General features: G+C 68.4%; 11 protein-coding genes. All 11 read left to right on the top strand.

Annotated features, from left to right (window positions below; translation table 11 throughout):
- The first annotated feature begins 146 nt into the window (after positions 1-146).
- The 11 genes from GobsT_RS19375 to rph all read left to right on the top strand — a co-directional run bounded on the left by GobsT_RS19375 (position 147) and on the right by rph (position 15,134).
- On the top strand, positions 147-686 hold the full coding sequence (locus GobsT_RS19375; protein ID WP_010041185.1) for a HEAT repeat domain-containing protein: 540 nt from the start codon (positions 147-149) through the stop codon (positions 684-686).
- A gap of 683 nt (positions 687-1,369) precedes the next feature.
- Entirely contained in the window at positions 1,370-2,617 is a 1,248-nt protein-coding gene (gene ltrA / locus GobsT_RS19370) for a group II intron reverse transcriptase/maturase (protein ID WP_010041184.1), read from the top strand.
- Positions 2,618-2,891: 274 nt separating this feature from the next.
- A complete protein-coding gene (locus GobsT_RS19365; protein WP_010041183.1) occupies positions 2,892-6,272 on the top strand; it encodes a sigma-70 family RNA polymerase sigma factor in 3,381 nt (1,126 codons plus the stop codon).
- Positions 6,273-6,376: 104 nt separating this feature from the next.
- On the top strand, positions 6,377-7,342 hold the full coding sequence (locus tag GobsT_RS19360) for a DUF1559 family PulG-like putative transporter (RefSeq protein ID WP_010041182.1): 966 nt from the start codon (positions 6,377-6,379) through the stop codon (positions 7,340-7,342).
- 85 nt (positions 7,343-7,427) lie between these two features.
- Entirely contained in the window at positions 7,428-7,952 is a 525-nt protein-coding gene (locus tag GobsT_RS19355; protein WP_010041180.1) for a hypothetical protein, read from the top strand.
- Positions 7,953-7,996: 44 nt separating this feature from the next.
- Positions 7,997-8,980: a DUF1559 family PulG-like putative transporter gene (locus GobsT_RS19350; RefSeq protein ID WP_010041177.1), complete on the top strand. Its 984-nt coding sequence runs from the start codon at positions 7,997-7,999 to the stop codon at positions 8,978-8,980.
- A gap of 660 nt (positions 8,981-9,640) precedes the next feature.
- The gene (locus tag GobsT_RS19345) at positions 9,641-10,984 is read left to right on the top strand and encodes a hypothetical protein (RefSeq protein ID WP_109571006.1); all 1,344 of its coding nucleotides are present in this window, start codon (positions 9,641-9,643) and stop codon (positions 10,982-10,984) included.
- Positions 10,985-11,116: 132 nt separating this feature from the next.
- Positions 11,117-12,025 carry an acetylglutamate kinase gene (gene argB / locus GobsT_RS19340; RefSeq protein ID WP_010045329.1) on the top strand — a complete coding sequence of 303 codons (909 nt, stop codon included), beginning with the start codon at positions 11,117-11,119 and terminating at the stop codon, positions 12,023-12,025.
- A 53-nt stretch (positions 12,026-12,078) separates the two neighbouring features.
- On the top strand, positions 12,079-13,287 hold the full coding sequence (locus tag GobsT_RS19335) for an aspartate aminotransferase family protein (protein ID WP_010045325.1): 1,209 nt from the start codon (positions 12,079-12,081) through the stop codon (positions 13,285-13,287).
- Between the two features lie 118 nt (positions 13,288-13,405).
- Positions 13,406-14,317, top strand: a complete 912-nt coding sequence (gene argF, locus GobsT_RS19330) for an ornithine carbamoyltransferase (protein WP_010045323.1) — start codon at positions 13,406-13,408, stop codon at positions 14,315-14,317.
- Between the two features lie 85 nt (positions 14,318-14,402).
- The gene (gene rph, locus GobsT_RS19325) at positions 14,403-15,134 is read left to right on the top strand and encodes a ribonuclease PH (protein ID WP_010045322.1); all 732 of its coding nucleotides are present in this window, start codon (positions 14,403-14,405) and stop codon (positions 15,132-15,134) included.
- The last annotated feature ends 52 nt before the right edge of the window (positions 15,135-15,186 follow it).

Here is a 15,186-nt window from a genome sequence, read left to right as displayed (position 1 = left end):
TTCAAGCACAAAGGCCGGGTTCGAGGAACGAAAATCCACACTCTTGCGTCGAACCGGTACGAGAATTCCGTTGTAGTGTTAAAAAACAGGGCGCCTCCGGTTCCGGGCGCGCCGCGAGTCCGGACCTACCTTTCGCGGAGTTGAGTATGGGGGCCACCAAGCTGATGCGGGCGATGTGCGCGATCGCTCTGTTCAACGGCGCACTATTCCTGTGCGTCAAGGACGAGGCTTTTGCCGGCGAGAAGGAGGAGCGGGTCAAGAAGCTGACCGCCGATCTGCGGAAGAGCAAGGACGCGAAGGCCCGCGTCACCGCGCTTCAGGAACTCGGCGAACTGGCGCAGATCAAGAAGTCGCTGGTGCAGGACTCGCTGCCAGACATCTACAAGGCCGCGGAGGACAAAGATCCCGGTGTGCGCGCGGCCGCCGCGGAGACCCTCGGTAAGGCCGACGAGCCTTACGAGAAGGCCGGCGAGATACTGGTGAAAATGCTCAAGGACGACAAAGAAACCGGTGTGAAGATCGGGGCGGCAAAGGGGCTCGCCGCGATGGGCATGACTGCCAAGGCTGCACTACCTGCGCTACAAGGTGTGGCGAAAGAGACCAAGGGCGAAAAAAAGGGGCCACTTAGTCAGCTCAACAAAGCTGCCACAAGTGCTGTTCAGGTGATTAAAGGCATGCGGAAATAAAAGCGCTCGCCATCGCTCGCACGGCCCGCTCGCGACGCGAGCGGGCCTTTTGCTTGTGTGCCAGGCATGTTGCGTATGAGGAGGTGGAAGTCCTCCGCGGGCCGTGGTGAGCGGAACCGCAAGGCGAGGCAAGGGTGCCCGTCGCGAGGCGGAATCTGAAGGAAGCCGAAGCCCCCAGTCGGGAGCCGACGAACAGGAACCGGATATCAGGCCGGCGTGGCGGGGTCAGCGGGCAACGGACCGCGAAGCCCAATCTCACTCGGACGCACACGCGGGTAAATCCGGCGGTCGCTCGACGAAGCAACGCAACTTACCCTGGGAGATCTCCCGATCCGCGAAGGCGATCTTCGCACCGCGACCGGTAACGGTGGGGGGATGGTTCGGGAGAAGTCAGCCGAGGCCGTAGTAACTCGTCCGTCCGGTGGAGCGATCCACGGGGGAGGCACCCACACCTCGTAAGGACGAACGAAGGGCCGAACTTAATGTGCCAAGGAGCAGCCGGAGCCGACTCGATGGGCGTGAAGCGACCGCAAGGCCGGCCGGACCAACGGACCCTCTTCGAGGGCTCGGAGGCCGACCGGCGCCACGACACAACCGGCGAAGGCGGAACCGGAGCGGGTGTGGTCGAGGAGTCACAAGCGTCTGCGGCGTTGGAGCCGTCACGCGCCTTGACGGATCGTCTGATGGAGGAGGTGTGCCAGCGAGGCAATCTCAACCAAGCTTACTCTCGGGTGAAGGCGAACAAAGGGGCACCGGGAATCGACGGGATGACCGTCGAGGACTCGCTCCGCTGGATCGCCGAGCACAAGCAGGAACTGCTGTCGAGTCTGCTCGACGGGTCGTATCGTCCGAGTCCGGTGCGTGGGGTTTTGATCCCGAAGCCGGGCGGAGGCGAGCGGCAGTTAGGGATTCCGACGGTGGTGGATCGTCTGGTTCAGCAGGCGATTCTGCAAGTGCTGACGCGTTTGTTGGACCCGACCTTTTCGGAATCCAGCTACGGCTTCCGTCCCGGCAAGAGCGCTCACCAGGCGCTGTTGAAGGCGAAGGAGTACGTGGCGGATGGTCGAGCGATTGTGGTGGACGTGGACCTGGAGAAGTTTTTCGACCGGGTGAACCACGACATCCTGATGGCCCGGCTGGCGCGTCGTGTGTCGGACACGCGCTTGTTGCGGATCGTGCGTCGCTTCCTGGAAGCGGGGCTGATGCAAGACGGTGTGTGTGTCGCACGTCACGAGGGGACGCCGCAAGGGGGTCCGCTGTCGCCGCTGCTGGCGAATCTGCTGTTGGACGACCTGGACCAGGAACTGGAGCGCCGGGGCCACACCTTCTGCCGGTACGCGGATGACTGCAACATTTACGTGCGGTCGGAGGCGGCCGGTCGTCGGGTGATGGCGTCGGTCGTGACGTTCCTGGAGGCGAAACTCAAGTTGCGCGTCAATCGGGAGAAGAGTGCGGTGGCACGGGTCGAGGAGCGGAAGTTCCTCGGCTATCGCCTCCTGAGCGACGGGCGGTTGGGGATCGCGCCGGCGAGTCTGGAGCGGGCCAAGGACCGCATCCGGGCGATCACCCGTCGGAATCGGGGCATCGGCCTCGAGCGGATGGTCAGGGAACTCAACTCGTTTCTGACCGGCTGGGTGACGTATTTTCGCCACGCGGCGATGAAAAATCACCTGACCGAGCTGGACGGCTGGGTTCGCCGGAAGCTGCGGTGCGTGCGGTTGAAGCAGTGCAAGCGAGTGAAGCCGATGGTAGATTTCTTCGCTCGGCAGGGCGTGTCGCTGCGTCAGGCGTGGTGTACCGCGTTGTCGGGGAAGGGCTGGTGGCGGAAGTCGGGGACGCCGGTGGCGAACCAGGCGATGCCATCCAGTTGGTGGGAGACGCTCGGATTGGTGAATCTCGTCGGTCGGTACGAGAAGTTGCAAACACGTTAGGAACCGCCGGATACGTAAGTACGTCCGGTGGTGTGGGAGGACGGCGGGGCAATCCCGCCTCCTACCCGATTTTCCCCCGTCGATATTCGCAATGACTTCGATTGCACAATCATATTGGCCACAAAATGACTTACGGCAACCCGAACGGCGGGAGCCGCGGACGAGCGTGTAGGAATCGTGGCCGGCGGAGGTATTTTTTAGGAATTCCGTTTCGGTTCGTGCCCGGAGCGTTGACTTAACCAAGAACAGTGTGTCAGCGTTCGGAGCGCTCACGATGCCCGCGGTACCCCAAGGATTGGCGCAGCGGATCCGAGAACTCGCCTTGCCGCTGCGGTGTGAGTCGCGAACCGATGCGGAACTCCTGTCCGCGTTTGCCACGAGCCGGGACGAGGACGCGTTCGCCGCGCTCGTCGTCCGGTACCGGCACGTCGTGTGGGACACCTGCCGGCTGGCGCTGGGGAGCGACGCCGACGCCGAGGACGCGTTCCAGGCGGTCTTCATCGCCCTCGCGCGAGACGCCGGGAAGGTGTGCCCGGGCACGCTAGAGGGGTGGCTGCGCACGGTGGCGTTGCGGGCGAGTGCGAACGCCCGTGTGGCCGCGCGCCGGCGCGAACTCGCCCACCGGCGGCTGTCCGCTCAGGCCGCCCCGGCGGTCGAGGAGGTGGCCCCCGAAGAGGACCTGCTCGCGATCGTTCGGGAGGAGCTGGCCGGGCTGCCCGCCGGGCTGCGGGTCGCGCTTTCGCTCTACTACCTCGAAGGCAAAACGCAGGCCGAGGTCGGCCGCATTCTGGGCGTGACCGACCGGGCCATCGCCGCGCGCCTCCGCCGCGGGCTGGAGGCGCTGCGCGGCCGGCTCGTCCGGCGCGGGACCGCCGTCTCGGCTGCGACCCTGGTCGCCGTCCTCGGGGGTGTCGCGACCGGCGCGGGCGAAGCGGTTCCTGCCGGGCTGACCGCGACGGCGACCGCCGGCGCGCTGGCTGCGGCGGGCGGGAAGTCGCTGGCCAGCGCCGCAGCCCAGTTGGCCGTCGGTTTGACCGGTTCGGGTGAGGCCGCCCGGTTCAAGTTGTACGGGTTGCTACTGGCGCTCGCCGGCCTCGTCGGGCTCGGCGCGATCGGCGGGGCCGTGGTGCAGGCGGAACGGCCCGCGGTCGTGTCACCGGAGCCCGCGGCCCCGCTGGCGCCGCAACCGGCTCCGCTGGTTGACGGGCTCGGCGACGAACTGCCGACCGGCGCCGTGGCGCGGATCGGAACGGACCGGTTCCGGGCCGGCCGGGCCGCCGGGGCCGAGGACGTGGCCTTTTTCCCGGACGGCAAGACGCTGGCGTCGGTCCACGGCGGGGCCGAGGTGTCGCTCTGGGACGCTGCGACGGGCAAGCGGGTTCTGACGTTCGACGGCCCGGCCGGTGCCCGCTGGGTGGTCGCGGACCCGACCGGTCGGCGGCTGGCGGTGGCGGGGGCGGCGGAAGTGTGGGTGTGGGAACTCGGCGCCGGCGCGCCGCGCGTCGCCTGGACGTGGCGTGCGAAACAGACCCCGCCCCAACCGGCCGTCCCCGCGCTCGCGTTCTCGCCGGACGGGAGCGTCGTCGCGGCCGGCGACTGGGACGGGAAGTGTACCAGGCTGTTCAACGCCGGCACGGGGGCCGAGGTCGCGAACCTGCCCGGGCGAACCCGTGCGGTGTCGGCGGCGGGCGGGAAGTACCTCGCCGTCATCTGCGGTAGCGGCCGGGACGCCTGGGCGGACCGGCTCGTGTTCTGGGACGCCCCGGCCGGGCGCGCGGCCCGCGCGCTGGACGCACCCCCGGGCGAGGTGTTCGTCGACGTGAGCCAGTCGGCCGACGGCCGGGCGGTCGTGCGGGCCGCGAGCGGGGCGGTGCGGCTGGTCGATGTCGCGAGCGGTAAAGAGCTGGGGAGCTGGACGGTTCGGGATGGCGCGCGTCGCGGCCTCGCGTTCCTCCCGGGCGGCAAGGAACTCGTCGAAGTCGAAGGCGGGCGGGTTCGGGTTCGGGCGCCCGCGACCGGTGCGGAGGTCCGAGGCGCGCTTCCCATCCCTGCGCTCGTGCTCCACACGCTCAACAACAACCTGGATGTGGCCAAGCAGCTCTCCCCCGACGGGAAGTATCTGGCCACGTCTTCGCTCGGTGCGGTCACGGTATGGGACCTCGCGACCGGTCGGCCCGCGGGTCCGCGGGGACAGGTGCAAGGCGGAATACGGGCGGTGGCGTTCTCTCAGGACGGGCGCTCGGTGCTGACGTTCGCCGATCGGGCGGATGAGGTCTGCGTCTGGGACGCGGCGACGGGCGAACCCGGCTCGCCTCTGGTTCCACCGGCGGGGACCGGGTTCGTCGGGCTGGGGTGGGCGACCGGTTCGCGGCCGCTGACGCTCTGCCGCCCGCCCGTCCCGCCCGACCCCGGTTCGATTCAAGTGCTGGACCTGCGGACCCGCGCGGCCGAGTCGGTGGCGCTCCCGAGCGGTCAGACGTGGGTTTCCGGTACGTCCGGGCACCTCGCCCCGTTCGCGGTGGCCGCGAGCGGGGAGCGGGTCGCGGTGGCGTCCGGCGCGACGGTTGACGTGATCGATCCCACCGGGAAGGGCGTTCGTCGGCTGACGACGCGCGCGACGGCGGCCCGGCTGGCGCTCTCCGCGGACGGGCGGACGCTCGCGGCGGTGACCCACGACTGGCCGCCGCGTGCGCCGGGGGGCGGTCCACTGCCGCCCCGGGTCGCGGTCGAGTTGTGGGACGTGGCCGCCGGGCGCGCGCGCCCGGTGTCGGTCTCGCAGACGAGCTGGGACCTGTTCCAGGTGGCGCCCGCTCTGTCGGCCGACGGGCGGTGGCTGGCGGCCGTCACCTGGGAGGGCGCGGTCTCGCTGGTGGAAGTGTCCTCCGGGCGGACGGGCCAGCAACTCGAATGTCCGGAGCGGCCCGGGGCGTTGGCGTTCTCGCCGGACGGGCGGCTCTTAGCCGCCGGGGGTACGGACGGGGCGGTCGCGGTCTGGGACTTGGCCACCGGCCGGCTCGCCAAACGCTTCCGTGGGCACCGGGGGGCGGTTGTTGCCCTTGCGTTCGCGCCCGACGGCCGCCGGCTCGCGTCCGGCAGCGTCGACGGGACCGCGCTCGTGTGGGGCGTCACGGACCTCCGCAACGCGGGCGGGGGCCGGCCCGTCGGCGAGCTCCGCGACGCGGTTCTGGGGGCCGACGTGGGGGCGGCCCACCGGGCCGGGCTGGCCCTGTCCGAGCGGCCCGACGACGCCGTCCGGTTGCTCGCCCCCAAACTGGCCTCGCCCCCGGAACCGGACGCGGCCGACGTCGCGCGCTGGATCGACGAACTCGGTGACGACGCCTTCGCGGTTCGCGAGCGGGCACAAACCGCCCTTGAGAAGGCGGGCGAGGCCGTCGGCCCGGCGCTGCGGAAGCGGTTGGCCTCGGACCCGCCCGCCGAGGCGCGGTTCCGGCTGGAGCGACTCGTCGCCCGGCTGGAGTCCGCCGCCAACCCGGCCCGCGCGACCGCCGCCCGCATCGTGGCGACCCTGGAGCGGGCGGGCACCCCGGCCGCGCGGCGTGCCCTGGAGGACGCGGCCCGCCGCGGCAGCCCGGGACTCAAGGCCGAGATCGAGGCGGCGCTGGCCCGGATGCCCGCGCCGCCCGCCTCGCGCTGATCCCGACCGGTTCCCTCTCCCTCCTGAACCGGTCGTTTATTCTCGGGGCACCACCGGCCGCCGTCGGACACTGCCCCGGTCGTTTTCTTTCCGGAGGTTTCGCCATGATCGCGCGCGTGTCCGGTCGCCGACCGGGCTTTTCGCTGATCGAATTATTGGTGGCGATCGCGATCATCGCGATCCTCATCGGGCTCTTGCTGCCGGCCGTTCAGAAGGTCCGCGAGGCCGCCTACCGCGCCCAGAACCAGAACAACCTCAAGCAGATCGCGCTGGCCGCGCACAACTACGACGCGACCCGCAAGGCGCTGCCGATCTACTGCGGCTGGTCGCCGTCCACCCCGGGCGACGGCGGCACCAACGGCACGGCGTTCTTCGCGCTGCTCCCGTTCGTCGAGCAGGACACGGTGTTCCAGGCGGCGTACGGGGTCGGGTCCCCGGTCTACAGCGGCCGGCCGCCGAACATCACGGTGACCTACCCGCCGGGCTACCAGTTCAACGCGTTCCGCGGCAGCAAGGTGCCGAGCAGCGCGGTGGTCAAAGTGTACACCGACCCGAACGACTCGTTCAGCAGCCCGGCCGTCAGCTACCTGTGCAACTACCAGGTGTTCGACGGCACCCGCTCGCTCGCGCTGATCCCGGACGGCACGACCAACACGCTGCTCCTGGCCCAGGGCGTGGGGAGCGTGTACCAGACGATCACAGCGGGCGGCAACTCGTACTCCTGCGTCCGCAGCGGCTCGCTCATGATCGGCGCGGAGAGCGTGGGCAACACGTACACCCCGTCGGGCTACTACAAGGGCACGTTCAACGTCGGCCCGACCTTCGGCGCGAACCTGATGACGAACGACACCCCGCCGGTGCCGATCGAGGTCCCCGCCCTGACGTTCGAGATCCCGACCGGCACGTCCGCCGCGAGCGCCATCGCCCCGCAGTCCCGGCCGCGGTCGAACGTGCTCCAGGTGGCCAAGGCGGACGGGAGCGTGGGGGGGATCACGTCCGCGGTCAGCCAGGCCACGTGGGACGCGCTCGTCACCCCGGCCAAAGGTGACGTGCCGGGCAGCGATTACTAACCGCGCGAGGCGCGGATATTTGGTCGGCGCGCGGCCCCGCGCGGGGCGCGAACGTGCCGACAGGGCTCCGCACCGGAGGGCAGGTATGAAGCGGAAGCGTGCGACACTGGTGGCCGCGGTGGTGTTGATGGCTCTGGTCCTCGTCGGGGCGGCGGCGGTCCTGATGGCGCGCCCCGGGCAGGCCATTCAGACCCCCGCCCCGCCGGGCGGCGGGTTCGGCACCGGCGCCGCGAACACCCTCATCACCGGTACGGTGACCTGCGACGGCAAGCCGCTGCCGACCGGGGCGGTGTTTTTCATCGGCCCGCAGGGGCTCGCCGGTCAGGGGATGGTCGGGGGGGACGGCCGGTACCAGGCCGGGCTGGTGCCCGAGGGGCCGATGAAGGTGGCCTACACCAGCCGCCCGCTGACCGAGCGCCAGATCCAGGTGCAGCTCGGGAACCCCGACCCCGGGCCGGGCTGGGACTGGATCGACCAGGCGCCGCCGCCGGCGGACGTGCTCCGCACGGCACTCGCCGCCGAGGCCCGGTACGGCCCGGCCAAGACTGCACTCCGCTACACCGTTGTGCGCGGCCCGCAGACGTTCGACGTGGCGCTCACCAGCCGGTAACGCCGCGGGCCTTTCATCCCATTCATCATTCTCAGGCAGAGGCCATGGCCACTTCGTTACCGCCCGCCGCGCCCCGCCGCGGGTTCACGCTGATCGAACTCTTGGTGGTGATCGCGATCATCGCGGTCCTCATCGGGCTGCTCCTGCCCGCCGTGCAGAAGGTGCGCGAGGCGGCCGCCCGGACCGAGAGCCAGAACAACCTCAAGCAACTGGCGCTGGCCACGCACAACTACCACGACGCCCGGCGGTGCATGCCGCCGCTGTTCGGCTACACCGCCGGGGGCGCGAGCGGCTCCGGGAGCGGCCCCTACGGGCCGGCCGTGTTCCACATCCTGCCGTACATCGAGCAGGCCAACCAGCTCACCCCCGCGCCGGCGACCGCGAAGCTGCTCAACTACCCGGGCGGGTACGAGAGCCCGACCGGCGGCCCCTGGCAGGCGAACTGGACCGCCCCGGCCGGGCGCGTCCCGTGCCTCGTCTCGCGGCTCGACCCGACGCTCGACACCGACCCCGAGAACACCGGCCCGTGCAGCTACATCGCCAACGGGTTCGGGAGCGGTAACGACCGGGTGTTCTCCAGCTCGGGCGGGCAGGCGAAGTTCGGCCAGATGCTCGACGGCGTCTCGAACGTCGTGTTCTGGACGGAGGCCTACGCCGCCGCCACCATGACCACGGTGACCACGTCCGGCCAGACGGTCACGAAGCGGCCGGGGTGGAACTTCCAGCCCTACCAGTACCGGCCGGACAACAATTCCTCGACGACCAACCCAAAGATCATTTACAACTACTTTTACAACCAAACGGTCACCAGTCGGCCCGCCAGTTGCGGCCCGGCGTCGAGCCTGGTCCCCTTCCAGGTGCGCCCCGCGCAGAGCCAGGCCATGTACGACTGCCCGCAGGGGCTGTCCGCGGGCGTGCTCCAGGCGGCGATGGGCGACGGGAGCGTGCGGGCGTTTAACGCGTCCATCTCGCTCGACGCGTGGGGGAACTGGTGCAACCCGGTCGACGGGAACGTGAACACCGACTGAGACCGCGGCGCGGGCGCCTGGCGCGCCCGGCACCTCGAAGGCGCGAACGGCACCGGTCAGGAAAACTCCTGGCCGGTGCCGTTGTTGTTTTCTCCTGCGCGAGTGGCAGATACATTCCTACACGAACCCGTCGTGGGTGTCGCTATCTGATGAGCCGGCATCGTCCGGGAGCGGTAACGTGCATACCGCTCCCGGGCGGTCGCGTCTTGTCAAGAAATGCGACACGATCACCGGTCGTGTTTACGAGAACGGGCGGCTTTTTGCGCCCCGCACGGGCCGCGCGCTTTCGAAGACAGTTTTTGACAGGATCGACGGGATGAACAGGATAAAGACCGATCGATTTTAAATCCTGTTCATCCCGTCGATCCTGTCAAAAACTGTCTTCGCATCCTCATCGCGCGTTCGTGCCCTGCTCCCGGGCGGTCGCGTCTCGTCAAGAAATGCGACACGACCACCTGGCATGTGTATGAGTACTTCACAGGTTCCCAGTTTAGAGTTCCAAGTGGGCCGGAACAGAAACGTCCGTCGCTCCCAGTGGCCGTATAACCCGAGGGCCGAACCGCATGCCCGGCAGTTCGGACCCGACGGCCCATTTGGAACTCGGAACTACGGGAACGCGGAACGACTGATACTGACCACCGCACCACGCAGGGGGCCGACATGCTGCCATTCGACCGCCGCTCGTTTTTGACCGCGTCCGCTCTCGCCGCGAGCGCCTGGGGTGCCCGCTCGCCATACGCCGGCGGTACGGATTCCCCGCGCACGAAGCCCCCGAAACGGGCCAAACCGGCGGCGAAGAAGCTGGCGGTGGTGTGTTCCACGTACCACTACCTGTCGCACGCGTACCACATCGCGGGCCGCTACCTCGACGGGTACATGAAGGGCGACGAGCACCACTTCCCCGACTTCGGCATCGCCAGCGTTTACGCCGAGCAGGTGAAGGGTAACGACCTCAGCCGCGAGCTGGCCAAGGAGCACAGCTTTCGGCTCTCGGAGGCCGTTGACGACGCGCTCACCCTGGGAACCGGAAAACTCGCCGTCGACGGCGTGCTGCTGATCTGCGAGCACGGCGACTACAAGTACAACGACCGCGGCCAGAAGCTTTATCCGCGGTACGAGTACTTCAAACAGATCACCGCAACGTTTGAGAAAAGTGGCAAGACCGTTTCGGTGTTCTGCGATAAGCACCTGAGCTACGACCGCACGAAGGCGGCCGAGATGGTCGCCACGGCGAAGAAGATGAGCTTCCCGCTCATGGCGGGTTCGTCGCTGCCGGTCACCTGGCGCCGGCCCGAACTCGAGTTCACGCTCGGGACCAAGATCACCGAAGCGCTCCTCGTGTCCCGCGGCGAACTCGAGATCTACGGCATCCACGCGCTCGAAGCCCTTCAGTGCATGGTCGAGCGGCGGTTCGCCGGGGCGGACCCGAGGCCCGCGAACCAGGGCGTGAAAGCCGTGACCTGCTTGCAAGGTGACGCCGTCTGGAAGGCCGGGGACGACGGGGTGTGGTCGTGGGAACTGCTCGAACACGCGCTCGGGCGCAGCACCTCGCGCAACGCCGGCGATATTCGCGCGAACTGCCGCCGGTTCCCGCGCCCCGCTACCTGGGGCAACTTCGTGAAGGGGCCGATCGCGTTCGTGGTGGAGTACGCCGACGGGTTGAAGGCGACCGTGCTGCAACTCGACGGGCACGTCGCGGACGAAACGTTCGCGTGCCGGGTGGCCGGCGAGAAGAAGCCGTCGTCGTGCCTGTTCTGGCTCCCGCCGCCCCCGGGCGCCGCGTTCCTCGAGGCGCTGGCGGCGCACACCGAGACCTTCTTCGCCACGGGTAAAGCGCCGTACCCGGTCGAGCGCACGCAGCTCACCGGCGGCGTCCTCGATTACGCTCTTGAGTCGCGCGTGAAAGAGTCCAAGCGGCTCGAAACGCCGGACCTCGACATTCGCTACAACCCGCCCGCGGACAGCGGGTTCATGCGCGGCGATTACGCGAAACCCGTGAAGTAGCAGCCGCACCAGCGACCCGCGCTCGGCCAATCGTTGTGAATTTCCCGTGAGCCGTTGACGCTCCTGAGCTTGCGGCATACGATGGATTTTTCGATTCCCTCAAGCCGTCGCTGGAATCTGGGGCTTCTGCGGATGTCCGAGCCGAGCCTGACTGCCGAGTCGTTTGCTGCCGCCGCGGGCCGTCTGGCCGCGTACCGCGATCGCACGGTGGTGGTCAAACTCGGCGGCAGCGCGATGGAGGAACCGGCCGCCACCGACGCCTGCCTGCGGTCGGTCAATGTGTTGAGCCTGTTCGGCGTTCGCGTCGCGCTGGTCCACGGGGGCGGCAAACCGATCGACCGTGCCATGGCCGCTGCCGGGCTGACGCCGCGGAAAGTGGCCGGGCGTCGGTACACCGACGCCGACACCCTTGCGGTTGTGGTTCGCGTGCTCGGCGAGATCAACTCCGACCTGGTTCAGCGGGCCGACCGCATCGGTACCCGGGTTCGTGGGTATTACGACAACGGTGCCGGTTCGGGCGATTTCGCGGGCTGGCCACTCACCGGCGCGCGCCTCTCACTGACCGACGCGACCGGTGCGCCGGTGGATCTCGGTCACGTCGGGACCGTTACCGGCGTTGCCGTGAACGCACTCCGCGCAGCACATCAGCCGAGCGACGGCCGAGACCCGTCCGTGCCGATCCTTCCGTCGCTCGCGCGGGACGCCAGTGGCGGGTGGCTCAACATCAACGCCGACACGGCCGCGTCCGCTGTTGCCGGTGTGCTGAAGGCCGACATGGCCGTCTTCCTCACCGACACGCCCGGCGTGCTGCGCGACCGCTCCGACCCGAGATCGCTCATCTCGAAGTTGACCGAAGCCGAGGCCCGCGGGCTGATCGCTTCGGGCGTCATTAACGGCGGAATGGTCCCGAAAGTGGAAGCGTGCTTCGAGGCGCTCGAGGCCGGAGCCAAATCGGCGCTCATTCTCGACGGACGTGTTCCCTACTCACTTTTAGACGTGTTTTTGAAAGACACGTTCACCGGCACCGTCATCACGCGGTGACCCCTTTCCCGCGCGCGACTAACCCGTTTCCCTCACCCACGTTCCCTGCCGAAATGACGACATCCGACACGCTTTCGAGCGAGCAGGTCATCAGCCTGGCGAAGCAGCACCTTACCCAAAACTACACGCGGTACCCCGTCGCGCTGGTCCGGGGCAGCAACTCGTGGGTGTGGGACGCCGAAGGGAACCGGTATCTGGACTTCTTCCCGGGCTGGGGCTGCGGCATCCTCGGCCACTGCCCGCCGCGGGTCGTCCAGGCGGTCCAGGAGCAGGTCGCGACGCTGATCCACGTTCCGAACACGTGGTACACCGAGCCGCAGGCGCTGCTCGGGCAGGCGCTCGGCGAGCGCACGGACTTCGGCGGCGTCAGCTTCTTCTGCAACAGCGGGACCGAGGCCAACGAGGCCGCCATCAAGCTGGCCCGGCTCAACGGCAAGCCGAAGAACAAGTACAAGATCGTGACGCTTACGGGTAGCTTCCACGGCCGCACGATGGGCGCGCTGACCGCCACGGCGCAGCCCAAGTACCACGCCGGCGTCGAGCCGATGCTGCCGGGGTTCAACTACGCCCCGTGGGGCGACCTGGACGCGGTCGCGAAGGCGATCGACGGCGAGACCTGCGCGGTGATGTTCGAGCCGATCCAGGGCGAGGGCGGGGTGAACGTGCCGCCGGCGGGGTTCCTGGAAGGGGTCCGCGCCCTCTGCGACCATCACGGCCTGCTGCTCATACTTGATGAGGTGCAGACCGGGATGGGCCGCACCGGGAAATGGTTCGGCTACCAGAACTGGGACGTGAAGCCGGACATCATCACCCTCGCGAAGGCGCTGGCGGGCGGGGTCGCGATGGGCGCCCTCGTGGCCCGGCCCGAGGTGGCCGAGAAGCTGAAGCCCGGTACGCACGCTGCGACCTTCGGGGGCAACCCGCTGGCCGCCCGTGCGGCGCTGGCGACCATCGAGACCATCGAGCAAGAAGGTTTGCTCGAGCGCGGCGTGCAACTCGGTGCGCGGTTCCTCCATCGATTCACGGAGCTGAAGGAGAAGTGCCCGCTCGTCACCGACGTGCGGGTGAAGGGCACCATGATCGGCGTGGAGCTGAACGTCGAGGGCGCGCCGGTGGTGCAGGCGTGCCTCGAAAAGGGGCTGCTCATCAACTGCACGCACCAGACCGTGCTGCGGCTGCTGCCGGCGCTGACGCTGTCCGACGAGCAACTCGAGGACGGGTGCGACATCATCGCAGACGTGCTGCTGGCCCTGCGGCCTTGAACGCGGAGCGCGGAACCCGGAACGTGGAACTGAAGGTACCCGCTTCAAACCCGTTTCGGGCCTCGCGCTCATTGACCGTCTTTGTTCCGCATTCCGAATTCCGCATTCCGCAATCGCGATGAAACACCTCCTGAACCTCATCGACCTGACCGGCGACGAGCTGCGGCACCTCCTGAGCGAGGCGGCGCGGCTGAAGGACGCGCACGCGCGGCGCATCCCCGCCCACAGCCTGACCGGTCGCGTGGTGGGGCTCGTGTTCGAGAAGCCGTCGCTGCGGACCCGGGTCAGCTTCGAGAGCGGGGTGGCCCAACTCGGCGGGACCGCCCTGTACCTGCCCGGGAACGAGGTCGGGCTGGGGTGGCGCGAGAGCCTGGCCGACTTCGCCCGCACCATCTCCAACTACGTCGATGCGCTGGTTCTGCGGGTGTACAAGCACTCCACGCTCGACGGGATCGCGGCGACCGGGAGCGTGCCGGTCATCAACGGGCTGTCGGACTGGTCGCACCCGTGTCAGGGGCTGGCCGACCTGTTGACGGTGCGCGAGCTGTTCGGCAGCGAGAACGGGCGGACGGTGGCGTTCGTGGGCGACGGGAACAACGTGGCCCGGTCGCTGGCGGTCGGGTGCGGCAAACTGGGCGCCAACTTCGTGCTCGCCTGCCCCCCCGGGTACGGGTTCGACGAACCGTTCAAGGCCGATTACGCCGCGCGGGTGGGGGGCGAGCCGCCGAAAGAGTTCAACGACCCGTTCGCGGCGGTGAAGGGCGCGGACGTGATTTACACGGACGTGTGGACCAGCATGGGGCAGGAGGCGGAGCGCGAGGAGCGGCTGAAGAAGTTCGCCCCGTTCCAGGTGAACGCTCAGCTCCTGTCGAAGGCCGCACCGAACTGCAAGGTGCTGCACTGCCTGCCCGCGCACCGCGGCGAGGAGATCACCGACGAGGTGATGGAAGGCCCGGCGTGCGCCGCGTTCCAGCAGGCCGGCAACCGCCTCCACGCGCAAAAGGCCGTGCTGGAATGGTTGTTGAAGTGAACAGTTTCACCGCCGCGCGGTATAGGACGCTGAGGTTCTCCCGGCCCATAGTGTTGATCTTTGTGCCTTTTTGGTGAACTCTTTCATGCCCCGTCCGAACGACCGCTCCCCGACCGCGCTCCGTGAACTCAGCTTCACCCGCGGGTACACACGCCCGGCGCCGGGGTCGGTGCTGGTGAAGATGGGCCGCACTACTGTTCTCTGTACGTGCTGCGTGGAGCCGAAGGTGCCCGACTTCCTCGTCGGGAAGGGGAAGGGCTGGCTGACCGCCGAGTACGGCATGCTCCCCGGCTCGACGCACACGCGAAAGCCGCGCGACAAGGCCGGGAAGGTGGACGGGCGCAGCGTCGAGATTCAGCGGCTCATCGGGCGCAGCCTTCGGGCCGTCGTGAACCTCGACAAACTCGGCGAGCGCACGCTCTGGATCGACTGTGACGTACTCGAAGCCGACGGCGGCACCCGCACCGCGAGCATCACCGGTGCCTTCGTCGCGGCGGTCGATGCGATCAACTCCATCAAGTCGCTGCTTACCGTGCCCGTTACGGAGGTGCTGACGGATAGCGTCGCGGCGGTCAGCGTGGGGTTGATCGAGGGGGAAGAGCGCCTCGACCTGGAATACGTCGAAGACCGCGACGCGGACGTTGACATGAACCTGGTGATGACCGGGTCCGGGAAGATCATTGAGGTGCAGGGGAGCGGCGAAGAGGCCACGTTCACGCGCAAGCAGCTCGACCGGTTGGTCGATCTGGGCGAGGCCGGCATTCAGGCGATCACACTCGCGCAGAAAGCAGCGCTGGGGAGTGCGTGGCCGTTTTGAGGAAGACAGTAAAACAGATTGGCCACAAAAACGCACAAAGGGCACAAAAGGA

It is taken from the genome of Gemmata obscuriglobus (assembly GCF_008065095.1).
GTDB lineage: Bacteria > Planctomycetota > Planctomycetia > Gemmatales > Gemmataceae > Gemmata > Gemmata obscuriglobus.
The sequence above is the reverse complement of the archived record's forward strand: the minus strand, read 5'-3'. Positions and strand labels throughout refer to the sequence as shown.

Excerpts from the sequence above, each read along its gene's own strand:
- ltrA (WP_010041184.1), top strand. The coding sequence starts at position 1,370 with ATGGAGGAGGTGTGCCAGCGAGGCAATCTCAACCAAGCTTACTCTCGG.
- GobsT_RS19365 (WP_010041183.1), top strand. The coding sequence starts at position 2,892 with ATGCCCGCGGTACCCCAAGGATTGGCGCAGCGGATCCGAGAACTCGCC.
- GobsT_RS19350 (WP_010041177.1), top strand. The coding sequence starts at position 7,997 with ATGGCCACTTCGTTACCGCCCGCCGCGCCCCGCCGCGGGTTCACGCTG.
- GobsT_RS19360 (WP_010041182.1), top strand. The coding sequence starts at position 6,377 with ATGATCGCGCGCGTGTCCGGTCGCCGACCGGGCTTTTCGCTGATCGAA.
- GobsT_RS19335 (WP_010045325.1), top strand. The coding sequence starts at position 12,079 with ATGACGACATCCGACACGCTTTCGAGCGAGCAGGTCATCAGCCTGGCG.
- GobsT_RS19355 (WP_010041180.1), top strand. The coding sequence starts at position 7,428 with ATGAAGCGGAAGCGTGCGACACTGGTGGCCGCGGTGGTGTTGATGGCT.
- GobsT_RS19375 (WP_010041185.1), top strand. The coding sequence starts at position 147 with ATGGGGGCCACCAAGCTGATGCGGGCGATGTGCGCGATCGCTCTGTTC.
- rph (WP_010045322.1), top strand. The coding sequence starts at position 14,403 with ATGCCCCGTCCGAACGACCGCTCCCCGACCGCGCTCCGTGAACTCAGC.
- argB (WP_010045329.1), top strand. The coding sequence starts at position 11,117 with ATGTCCGAGCCGAGCCTGACTGCCGAGTCGTTTGCTGCCGCCGCGGGC.
- GobsT_RS19345 (WP_109571006.1), top strand. The coding sequence starts at position 9,641 with ATGCTGCCATTCGACCGCCGCTCGTTTTTGACCGCGTCCGCTCTCGCC.
- argF (WP_010045323.1), top strand. The coding sequence starts at position 13,406 with ATGAAACACCTCCTGAACCTCATCGACCTGACCGGCGACGAGCTGCGG.